The 11454-nt window shown below is 43.7% G+C and carries 10 protein-coding genes; 2 read left to right on the plus strand and 8 right to left on the minus strand.

Annotation, left to right across the window (positions count from 1 at the left end; all coding sequences use genetic code 11):
• Positions 1–79: 79 nt before the first annotated feature.
• Together EB241_RS07085 and EB241_RS07090 are read left to right on the plus strand one after the other, a co-directional pair.
• Positions 80–1048, plus strand: a complete 969-nt coding sequence (locus EB241_RS07085; protein ID WP_233592560.1) for an alpha/beta fold hydrolase — start codon at positions 80–82, stop codon at positions 1046–1048.
• Between the two features lie 554 nt (positions 1049–1602).
• Positions 1603–2241 (plus strand): helix-turn-helix domain-containing protein, encoded by a 639-nt coding sequence (locus EB241_RS07090; RefSeq protein WP_124232500.1) that lies wholly within the window; start codon positions 1603–1605, stop codon positions 2239–2241.
• 65 nt (positions 2242–2306) lie between these two features.
• Here the strand turns inward: EB241_RS07090 and EB241_RS07095 are convergent, their stop codons facing one another.
• The 8 genes from EB241_RS07095 to tssF all read right to left on the minus strand — a co-directional run bounded on the left by EB241_RS07095 (position 2307) and on the right by tssF (position 11308).
• Positions 2307–2798 carry a DcrB-related protein gene (locus EB241_RS07095; protein WP_124232501.1) on the minus strand — a complete coding sequence of 164 codons (492 nt, stop codon included), beginning with the start codon at positions 2796–2798 and terminating at the stop codon, positions 2307–2309.
• A gap of 9 nt (positions 2799–2807) precedes the next feature.
• Positions 2808–4289, minus strand: coding sequence for an OmpA family protein (locus EB241_RS07100; RefSeq protein WP_124232502.1), 1482 nt, complete (start codon positions 4287–4289; stop codon positions 2808–2810).
• Positions 4289–4906 carry a DotU family type IV/VI secretion system protein gene (locus tag EB241_RS07105; RefSeq protein WP_124232503.1) on the minus strand — a complete coding sequence of 206 codons (618 nt, stop codon included), beginning with the start codon at positions 4904–4906 and terminating at the stop codon, positions 4289–4291. Before EB241_RS07105 ends, EB241_RS07100 begins: the two co-directional genes overlap by 1 nt.
• Positions 4900–6234: a GlcNAc-transferase family protein gene (locus EB241_RS07110; protein WP_124232504.1), complete on the minus strand. Its 1335-nt coding sequence runs from the start codon at positions 6232–6234 to the stop codon at positions 4900–4902. The genes EB241_RS07105 and EB241_RS07110 overlap by 7 nt, the downstream gene beginning before the upstream one ends.
• A gap of 30 nt (positions 6235–6264) precedes the next feature.
• Positions 6265–7263, minus strand: a complete 999-nt coding sequence (locus EB241_RS07115; RefSeq protein ID WP_124232505.1) for a fimbrial protein — start codon at positions 7261–7263, stop codon at positions 6265–6267.
• Positions 7264–7268: 5 nt separating this feature from the next.
• The gene (locus EB241_RS07120; RefSeq protein WP_199737321.1) at positions 7269–8336 is read right to left on the minus strand and encodes a type VI secretion system protein TssA; all 1068 of its coding nucleotides are present in this window, start codon (positions 8334–8336) and stop codon (positions 7269–7271) included.
• Between the two features lie 66 nt (positions 8337–8402).
• Positions 8403–9434 carry a type VI secretion system baseplate subunit TssG gene (gene tssG / locus EB241_RS07125; RefSeq protein WP_407644259.1) on the minus strand — a complete coding sequence of 344 codons (1032 nt, stop codon included), beginning with the start codon at positions 9432–9434 and terminating at the stop codon, positions 8403–8405.
• The gene (tssF, locus tag EB241_RS07130; RefSeq protein WP_124232508.1) at positions 9431–11308 is read right to left on the minus strand and encodes a type VI secretion system baseplate subunit TssF; all 1878 of its coding nucleotides are present in this window, start codon (positions 11306–11308) and stop codon (positions 9431–9433) included. Before tssF ends, tssG begins: the two co-directional genes overlap by 4 nt.
• Positions 11309–11454 lie beyond the last annotated feature (146 nt).

Here is an 11454-nt window from a genome sequence, read left to right on the forward strand (position 1 = left end):
TCCCGATTATACAAGGCGCTCGAGGATGACTGTGGTGTCAACTTTTTTTTATTTTCTGCTGTCGCTTAGTGCAACGGTGATGGTCACGGCTTCTGCTGCCGAACCTGCATTTCCACACTACGGAGCCGAATTAGAGGGCTTCAACTTTCCCTATACGATACATAAATTCAGTTTTGCCTCACAGGGGCAGACAGTGACTATGGGCTATATCGATATTCATCCACAGGAAAATGCCAACGGGCTGACGGTCGTGCTGATGCACGGTAAGAACTTTTGTGGTGTAACCTGGCAGAACGAGATTGATGCGTTAAGCCGTAACGGGTACAGGGTTATTGCGCCGGATCAGATAGGTTTTTGTACCTCAACTAAACCGGCACATTATCAGTACAGTTTTCAGCAACTGGCGGCCAACACTCGTCACCTGCTTGACAGTCTTCATCTTACCCAGTTCATATTGATCGGACACTCAACCGGTGGGATGCTGGCAACCCGCTATGCGCTGATGTATCCGCAGCAGGTGCAAAAACTGGTGCTGGTGAATCCTATCGGTCTGGAGGACTGGAAAGCGAAGGGCGTACCGTGGCGTGGCGTCGATGACTGGTATCAGCGTGAGCTAAAAGTTACCGTAGCCAGTATTAAAAAGTATGAGCTGAGCACCTATTATGTCGGTAAATGGAAGCCTGAGTACGATCGTTGGGTCACTATGTTGGCAGGATTAAATAATGGTCCGGGCCACAGACGAGTTGCATGGAACTCGGCACTGTTATACGACATGATTTTCACCCAGCCGGTATATTACGAACTGAAAAATTTGACCGTGCCTACCACGTTAATGATCGGCACTGCGGATAATACGGCCATCGGTAGCGATATTGCTTCTCCGCAGGTCAAATCAAAAATCGGCCACTATGATGTGCTGGGTAAGCAGGCAGCTGCACAAATCCCACGTGCCACACTGATCGAGTTTCAGGGAATGGGACACGCACCGCAAATGGAAGATCCGGGCAGATTTAATCAGACATTGCTGGAGGATCTTAAAAGATTCTGAGGTGTGCGATATGTTAGCGGCGGTCGGTACATACCGACTGCCGCCACAATGTGCTTTTTGCTCGCCAGAGTCCCATAGAAACTTGAGATTACTTCACTACCTTCTTTTGCACGGTGTACCAGAGCGGTATTCTGCTTAGTGATAAAGGCCATATTGTTGATGCGTTACCGCTGATTTTATTGCCAGCGTGCAGTGACATACGCGCCGGACAGTCTGTTATTTTGTACCTTTGCTGTTAATATTCGAAAATTTAAATCAATATCTTTTTCAGAAATTTCCTGTTAATTTCATTAAAAAGATTTTCTTAGCAAATTGCAGAAATATGATTTTTTATATTGACGATTTCTGGATCTTCGCCCTGCCTTTACATTATTATCTGTTGAACGTATCATGACAAAAATATCAGGATGGTGTTGTTGGTTATATTTGAATTTTCTTGCTGTTTAATACTTTAAGATAGTTGTTATTTAATGTTCAATACAGACGATTGCCGTCATGAAAAAACAATTTTCATGGTATCCCAGGGCCGGGCTATCAGGTAAAAGGAAAGTTTAATGATTATGGTTGATGTTAATGATCCAGGGTATGGAAGCATTGTAAGAGTATCAATGCAAAGTGATAACTTTTATTATAATTTCGGGCTAAGTATTCTTATCAAAGAACTTAACAGAGTAATACGTAAGTCCGCCGTTTTCGTCCTGTCTGACGATACTGTAGATGATGATGGCAGTTTGAAAAACATCATTTTCAGGGACTCCATGGTCACTATTAATCTGCAAAGGAAAAATAAACGCTGGAAAAATGACCCTGATTCAGAATGTCGGGCAATTATTCATATTCCTTTCGTCTGCCGTCAGAGTAAGTTATCTGATGTCATGGTGAAAATGGAGAAAGTATTACTTATAGCCAGCATGGATTATTCTTCTTTTCTCACCCCGGATAATTACAGAATGATGGGGTTGAAAAAGTTCAAACAGCTGTCGTTAACGGAGTGTAAAATATTATTGCTGATTGGCAAAGGATATAATGTTGGATATATTTCCAGAATACTGAATCGCTCAGAGAAGACAATAAGTAACCACTGTCGTAACTCCATCAGAAAATTAGGTATGCTTAACCGGGTCGATTTCTATAAATATGCTTGTTTTATTGCACACTGTGGTAATAAAGAGCGTAATACGTTATGTCTGTGAACTGAACAGCATGTCAGTCAGGTAACGCAAGACTGACATGCCTGGATTTCTCAAATGGTGCAGGGCTATGATTCAATTTTTACTTCTGAAGTTTCTGGATCAAAACTATTAATCAGCTGTACATAATGTTTTCTCTGATATTCTGTGAAATCTTTCTCAGCGTTCAGTGTAAAAATGATGACGTTTTTTCGTGTGCTATTTATCACAGGATGATAAGGCAAGGAAACCATAGTTTGTACCTGCTTCATTATCTTTCCATCAAGATAAAAGCTGTTTGCGATCTGCACCACGGGGAGTTTTGCCGGGCCAATTTGGCTTGTCAGTTTTTTACCTTCGACGGTAAATGCTGGCATGGTGTTGGTCATAAAGGTCATTTGCGAGTCGCAAAATTCCTCAAGTGTTTGCTCCTCTGTAAGGAAAGCACGATTAATTAAAATGGTATATTCATTATCCTCTGGATCCAGGAACCGCAATACATTAACACTTTGATCAAAAGTGGGTTCTTCTGTCAAAATTTTTCCTTCGTAAAGAATGTAGCTTAATTTTTTCTTACTCATAGTATTATTTTACTCATTATTGGTATGTTGATTTACCTGGATCGGGATAATATCCACTCTCCTGTTTTTCTTCCGCCCCTCTTCGGTGTCATTACTGGCTATAGGAGCAGTGTCACCCACGCCTTTGACCAGAAGTCGGGTAAACGATATATCTGTCTTGTTAATTAACCAATCACGTACTACGGCTGCTCTTTTTTCTGACAGAGACATATTTATTTTGTGTGAGCCAGAATTGTCTGAGTGGCCAACAATCATGAAAGTGGTTTCAGGATTGCTGTTAATAACTGGTAGCAGTGATGCTAATATTTCTTCACTGCCTTCTTCAAGAGCCGAACTGCCCGAAGAGAATAATTCAACTGATTCCGCAGCATAAAAAAAAGGAGACGACTTATAAATTTCGACATATTTTTCGATGTTGGCCAATACTTTTCTGCATCCTGATAGCCTTAAAAATTGCATTATTTTTCTGTCAGAGCAATCCGATAAATCATTGCGATATTTCATAAGCTGATTAAAAGCTTCACGCTTATCTTTTATATAAGAATCATCAATCTGATTAAATGCCTCAAGATGCTTTTTCACCACAATCAAATGCTCTCCCTCCAGCCAGGTTGTCCCTGCCAGTAAAAACGCAAGAAGTAGCGCTATGGTGGTGATGTACCACCAGCCTGCTTTGCGTTGCGGGTTCTTTGTGATGGCGATCGCTGTTTCAATCTCAGGGTTATACAGTACATCAGGGAGTTGAGGCAGGCTCATTGTTGCAGCAAGGCCAGGATAGATTTTAAATCTGCTGGCGATCCAGTTTGCCCAGGCGCCATGCCGTACAAACCCTTCACTGTAGTCAGAGAGTAGCACGCCTGTGAGTTTAAGTGACGTCTGGCTGAATAGTGTCTGCAGAGATTTCATAACGCCCGTATCATACATCCACAATTGCAAGACATCGGCCATCGCGAAACGCTGAAGTGCGTGATATCTGCACTGCAAACTCTGCTGTTTCAGTATGGTGTGTAGTGCAGCAAGTTCATGATTTAGCGATATTTCTTTACTTGATGTGACATCAATGCCTCCCAGCCATATCGCCCGGTCAGGATCTTCAATGGAGCGTTCATGGCTTAACCGTGCATACAAACCAAATATGCATCGAAGCGGTTCAGATAATGGACGTGCGCAAAAGGCCGACTGCCAGTTAGCAATCTCCGTGAGGGTGAGCTGGTTACTTTCCTGTCCATCGGGAAGAAAGGGGAAAAATGCCATGGTAATGATATTCGGGCTGGGGAGACGCAACCGTTGCAGTTGTTTGTGCAGATCTTCAGCATCTGGGGCCAGAATCCAGCGTATTTTTTCATTTTCTGCCTGTTCAACACCATATTGAGGACAAGGAAACCACTTCCTGGCCCAAGGTCCAATGATAAAAATAATGACACTTCTGTTTTTCTCGTCAGACGGATATGGAAGACGGGAATCATTATTTATGTTAGTTGAAACAGACATTAATAAAGACCATCCAGATATTTTATGCAAAAAGTCCACAGTATTACAAGCAGAGAAAATGCCAATCCGGTCTGCCAGATAAAGGGGTCATTCCAGTGGCTTTTTTTCTTCTCAGAAACGACAACAGTGCTTTTTTCTGATTTTTTTTCTTCCGTTTCTGGCCCCTTGTTGATGGCCGTTTCCTGTTTGTAATATGACAGTAGCAGAGTGATTTTTTCATTCGCGCCAAGAGATCTGAGGATAAAAGGAATTAAGCGGCAGGTATAATCAAAGATTTTCCCTTCACTTCTTTCTAACAAAATTTCAAGTCGGTCGCCCAGTGAAGCCACGTCGGCATTATAACCGTAAAAATGATGAGCCAATAAGTTCCTTTTCCACGAAATGTTATTAGCATTCAGACGCAGAGTAATATGCTCATCAAAATAGCTACAAATAATATGACACAATTCGTCACTCAGTTCCTCGGATTGCCCTTCGGATATAAGCTCTTTACTGAATTGTTCAATTAAATTTATTAGTTTGAGTTGGAATTCCGTCAGAGACAGGATAATACCATTAAAAGAAAGCAGTGTATCAATAAAGATAATACGATTGAAATAAATTTCACTTTTTACCATGTTATCTCCAAAATATCACCCCAGCCCTGATCGTAAAGATAAGGGCTCACTCTGACAACACTGGGCTTTAACGTAGGTAATGTGATGAAATTCAGTTCTATCTTTATTTCGTCCTTATCTGTTTTTTTCAGTGATTCTTCAATGTTCTCTTTTTCCAGTATTTTCTTTTCAAGAAGATCATTGTTACTGCTGTATACACCAATATGTAATTTTGAAATATTCTGTAGGTCACCGCTAATTTTTTCTCTGGGAACGGTTATCGTTTTCTTGTTAGAGCTGACAAGTCTTTTTCGCCAGTCTTCTCCATTGTGGTTGGCGAAATAAGCGCAACGCTGCTTTCCAACCACTTCTGGTAGTACGCTACAAAGTCTAAAATCTACGCCCGCCATTTCTTCAAATTCTTTCAGTGAACGCTTGCTACCCAGGGAGTAAGAGGAATCATTGCCCTGATTATCTTCCTCATTTTTTAGTAAAGCCCTGACTCTTTTCTTGGCATCGCGATCCCTGTCCCACCATGCTTTATCTACAGAGCCTGCCTTTTTGGCTTCATTGTTGTGATCTGACCAGACCTTGCTGTGGTCTTTTCTGCCGTAAAAATGCCACAGCAAAATTTTGTGCGGGTGCCAGATGTCATAGCCACAGGTAAATGCACGGACAGCCATAGCGATCTCTTCTCCCTCAAAAAATATTTGAGGGTCATTTGGTACATCGATAACAAACGATCCTTCGGCAAAAACAAAGCCACCTGCCAGATAGCTTCCTCTTATTGGAACAACGGATTTAAAATCAACAGAGGTTAGCTGCAATATACCCTGTGGGGAGAAATTACGAAAAACCAGCCGATTGACAAAGTCCTTTCTGGAGTTGTCATCACCTGGCTGATAGCCAGGAGGATAGGAAGAAATCACAGGATGTTGACTCTCTTCTTTTAGCTGGGTGAGCATAGCTACCATCTCTTTATCCCAGTCCTTGATGAAGCGGCAATGAGAATCAATTTGCATAAAATATTCTTCACAATGATAAAATTGTTCACAATTATTTCTGGCCCAACATGCACCCTGGCTCATGAAATAATGAATACTTAACACCTTAATATTTACATTCAAATAGTTGAAAATGTATAAATCATGTTCCCCATGCTTACGCTTTTCGAGCAGAATCATCCCATTATTTAAAAAAAGATCTATGTCATTATTATCCTGCCAACAAATAGCAACATTTATGCAATAGTTCCCGGAAGACATTTTTACCATGTCATGTAATGTTGGGATAAGTTCTGAGTCCCGATAGCTGGCTATGCTTACGAAAATTCCAGACTTCAAATCCATATGTCACATATTTCCTTAAATTATAAGAAGTCAATTTAACTGTAACAAAATTTCAGCCTTAGCGGTAAAATTGCCATTTTGCGGTCTTGTTTTACTTGAGCCTGTATTAATAAGCTTGGCTGTCCAGTTAAATTGTGCAGCGACACCACTGGCCACTGAGCTTAATTTTTCAAGCGTGTTGCCATTCAGCGTCATCAGACTGCCACTGCTATTATAAATTTCAATACCCAGCTGATTGTCACTATTTCCGCTTGAATCTGTTACCTGAATATATCGACTGTCGGTAGAGCTTGCCGTGGAGGTGACCGATGCGATTGCTGAATACGTACCATAATCTGTTTTGCAGGTCATCCCAAAATCAAGCGGTTTTTCAACCCCGCCGTTAGTGAGCATGGCGGGTGTCACCGTCGAAAAATCAATGGTTTTACTTTCACTGGTGGTGCATGCCGGTGTGCTGATTATCTTTATTTGATTAATATCGAGCGTCATTGGACGGGTTGCCTCATCCATTATCCACTCATATCCCAGTGTTCCGGCATCAAGCACGATATCTCCACTGGGGTCGGAAAGTGACAGCGTGTCAGATGTCTTGAAAAATCTGACACGGAAATAATTACCTGCTTTCCAGTCAAAAGTCCCCGTAGATTCGCCGTTAGCATAAGATACATTATAATCAATAGGATAGTAGCCAAAACCAGAGCCAACATAAAGGTGCACCATGACACCAATGCCTTCTATGTTAGTTTTGTATATCTTCGTGGTAATAATATCACCTGCACCAGGCAACCTTCTGCCCGCAGGCGTACCGGCAAGACAGTCATCGTATCCTATATTTGTCGAAATAGCCGAGGTGACAAATTCAGCGCCGGAAATAGGGGCCGACAGATCCTTCACAGCATCGGCACTAATGGTGATCGTCTGGGCAGGAAGGACTAATGTTATTGGCTTTCCTCTGGCCAGAGTACATTGTGCCGTCGCATTTGCAGCGACAAGTCCGCTCAGTGATAAAAATACTGCTTTCCATAGCATATTTGTTACTCCTTGTCTGGATTCATTTTATCTATCATGTCCGCAGGTAATATTTTCAGTAAAGCTGAAAAACTTTTACCAACGGTTGACTCTGCAAATGCCAACAGAGGAATAACAGGACTGCTTGGTTCCATTTTCGTGAACCATGTCCGTATTTCTCTGAGTTTTAAGAGTGCATCAGAACGTGTTGTAATTCCTTTTGCGACAGCAGGGCGAGCGCTGTTTACTATTAGTTCTTCCTCAGGAAGGGTAACGGTATCCGTTAAGATATCGGCTGAAGTGTCTGTCTCTGATGGATTTCTTTCAGGCAGAAGCGATTCTGTTAATGTAATCCGCTGCGACGTCGCGTTGCCAAACAGATCCAGCAAAGGTCCCAGTCTTGAGAAGTCAGGGGTATCATGGCCTAATGAATCACCGAGCAGGTCTTTAATCGCTTTCAGGCTCAACCCGGCTTCACACAGCGAATAAATCGTCTTATCTTCCCGCTCATCCCATTCGTGCAGGAGCGCGGAAATAATGGATTCAGGTAGGGCACCTTCTTCACGCGGAGAGGCGTTCGCTTTTTCAAAATCTTTAATCGTTATCTGTAAACCAGCTGCTTTTGGCAACATCTGATTACGGATATCGCTTAACAGGCCATTAGCATCTTCCAGTTCAGAGAGCGCATTAGCCCTCATAAGTGGATCAAATTCACCTTCATCAAGAAGCTGGGGATGAAGATCCTCTGGAAACACGATGAGTAGATGACGTAATGCCTCCAGCCCTTCGTGGAGCGCTGCTATGCCGATTTGCCGTATACGGCATCGAATCAGCACAACGATCAGGCGAATATCCTTGCTTCTTTGCAGCATGGACAGGCATTCCCGCTCTATTTCCGCCCAGTTCACCGGTTCGGCAGCCTCGACAAAACTGCCATATTCCACATCCAGACGTGGCTGCAACCTTGATTGCAACATAATGAAACCGGCATCGTATTCCAGGTTTTCCCCGCAGGAATACTCTTCAGAAATTTTTCCGCAGAGGTGTTGGTAATAACTACTGAGTTGATCTGTGCTCACTTCAGCCACTGTCATGTCCCTTTGACTTAAACTGCCTGTTAAAAATGCACTTCCTGTTTACCTGGCGATGGCGCTGCTCTGTTACATTCTCTCTTGATACAGCTCAGGCTCAAAGCTCATTCCGTATACGGGGGTATCGGTTTCAGATCTTTCAAGCCAGGAGGCATAACCCAGTTGGTGTTCCCCTCCTAAAGTAGCACGAGGAACTTCACTGGCTGCCAGCATTAACTGAGTATCCCAGGCATATTCAAATCCGGTAAAGTTTCGCACCCATTCCCGCAGGACGGGCAGGTCCTGCCCCCACGGACTGAAACGCATATACTGCTGTAACGATAACGGGCCAAGAATGAGTTTAAATTTATGCTGCCTGTCCTGTACGGTATCACCCAGAATTGCGCCATCTCCCAATAACATGGCTCCGCTACTCCTGCCCAGGATCGACAGATCTTCCGGCGAGAGAAAAATCCACTGGCTGGCGAACTCTTCCATCCTGGCGGGCACCTCAAAATAATATTGCAGTGCGCCCAGCAACCCCTCTGGGTTACGTGCTTCGCGGATCAAATGGGCAGAAGATGCAAGACGCGCATGTGCCGGCAGAATTTTGCTATCCAGTTCCTTTGGGTCCATGCCAGCCAGGCTGGCGACGTAGAATGAGAACCGTTCATCATCTGTGCGATCCAGCGATGCTGTGTCCTGTGCCACAAACCATGCACGGTAAAACAGGGAGAGGGCGCGGTGGTGAAAAATATCCAGGAAATCAACCATTGTCTGATCATGCAGCTCTGCACGCGAGTATATCTGTTCCGAGATATACAGTGGCATCGCGCCTTGAGGACCCCAAACACCCAGGCCAAAAAGCTGCAATTTGGTTTTATCCTCTTCCGAGTCAATACGAGCTATTTCGCGCGGTGAAAAAATCATCGTCGCCGACTGACCAATACGGTATTTCTCCTGAGAAGGTAAGGTTGATGTACCTGGAAGCGGTGTCGACTGATTTTTGGCAGCGATAGCACGCATCAGGCTGATAAAGCCCGCATTCCACGGACGCTCTTTATCAAACCAGGCATCCAGTGTGGATGACGTATTCATCACGGTCGGTTTTTCGGACATCACAACGCCCCTCTTTTGCCCGGACGCCCCTGCCAACTTGCAATCAACCCTCTTTGCATTGAATGCAGTTGCGTTTCAGTAAAAATATTGATCGCGGCATGGCGGGATAAATAATTCTCCATAATCAACCCAAACAAATACGGACTTATACCTGAAAAACCCTCTTCATCTACCGTTAAAGTACAGCGTACTCCACGTCCATAAACCAGCAGTCCGTCACTGGGTAACCGGCGAGTAACCGGTTCGCTCTTACATCCAACCAGACTATTGACCTGGTTGGTTGATTGGTGGTCAGAGCTATTAAGAAACAGTCGCAGCATGTTTCGCAGCGATTCTCCGCCCAAACTGTGGTCCATATCGGACAATGGCAAATAGTTGAAACTTAGCTGGCGGATAAGACGCCATGCAGACTCTCCAAGAGCAAACGGAGCACGAGGCGCACTGGGCTGGCAAATAAAAGTCGCCCCCAAAAGCGGTACTGCATCATTCATTGAGAGGTCATAACTGGTATTTCTTGAGATCAAACGGGGAAGGTCCCTGTTTGTTACCATCGCCTCAACCGTCAGATATCGGATGTGATCGGCATACGGTGCTTCCTCCTGGTCAACCAGTGAAACAAAAACCTCAGTGCCTAAATAAGGTGTTCTCGTGTCGTACTTTCTTTTTGTTTCTTCTTTCGTCCTTGCCTCACGCTGGATGGAGAAGTAACGACCAAAATTGCCATAGTCGCAGTGCCTGGTTTGATATAACGGGTTGAAGACCACCTCTTCACTTTTCTCTGCCTGTTGGCCCAGTACTTTATTGATCGAAAATATTTCAAAATCCATCGGCCTGCTTCGATCCGGTACAACGTGAAAGGAATTCAACGCCCTGTTGACCTCAATCCTGTCGACGACTTTGGAAAAGAGATTAATAACCGGGGTACAAAACAGCAAAAATTTAGAGGGTTCGACATGCCCGATTAGCTCCTGTGGCAGGCGATCAAGCAAAATGATTAACTCGGTTTCATTAGTGTGATTGAGCCGTAGTGCTTGCCCCAGCTGGGTTAAGGTAAAGAAGTAAAAACGTTGGCGGCAGGCAAAGTATTCATGAATCAAATTGTGGCCGTGAAACATGTTCCATGCCATAGGAAGCAGTGTTTGATCGGGTTTTAGTCCTTCAAATGCCACTGGCCTTTGATTGATAATCACATCCTGCTCTTTCGTACCACCTGAACGAATGATCATTGCCACGTTGCTGGTATGCACAAGTTCGAATATATGTGAAACCACGCTTTCATCACCATCAATATAGAGAGGTAATTCATGCAGGCCTTCCAGCTGTGAAAATACCTGGTCACCCTGAAGCCTTAATTTTATGCGTAATGCGCCCTTCAGGCGTGCATGTGAAACACGGTATTTTTCCAGGTTTGGCAGATCGGGAGGAATTGAAGTCAGACGGGCTTCTGTTATTTTAAGGGGCCAAAGCGTCACTTCCTGGCCATTACGGAATTCGCAGCGTGAATTCTCTCCGGGTAAAATTTTGGTATAGAATGCGCTATTTTTTGGAACCAGATATCCCCGAGTAAGATCACCTTCTTTTAAATTTGGGGTTAGCTGAACAACACCCATTGATGGTGTTGGTGAATTATAATTTGGATAAACAATATCAAGAAGTCGTTGAGTAAATTTAGGAAATTCGGCATCCAGTTTTATTTGTGTTCTGGCAGATAAAAAACAAAACGCTTCAATAAGACGTTCAGCATAGGGATCGGCAACTTCAATGCCGTGCATACCCAGGCGGGCAGCAATTTTAGGATGTTTCTCCGCAAACTCACGGGACATCTCTTTCATAAAAATAAGTTCGCGATTATAGTAATCAAGAAATTTGTGATCCAACTGCATACCCCATTGATTTAAATGATTATTTTCGTTTTTTGGGATGTTAAGTTCTGGCTAAAGCCATCGTCGGGCCAGCCTGAAACGATGGAAGCGAATTATTCCATCAGCCGTAAAATCCCGAAGGCTATGGTAGGGGGAACGGA

Origin of the sequence: Erwinia psidii (assembly GCF_003846135.1) — a bacterium.
Taxonomy (GTDB): Bacteria; Pseudomonadota; Gammaproteobacteria; order Enterobacterales; family Enterobacteriaceae; genus Erwinia; species Erwinia psidii.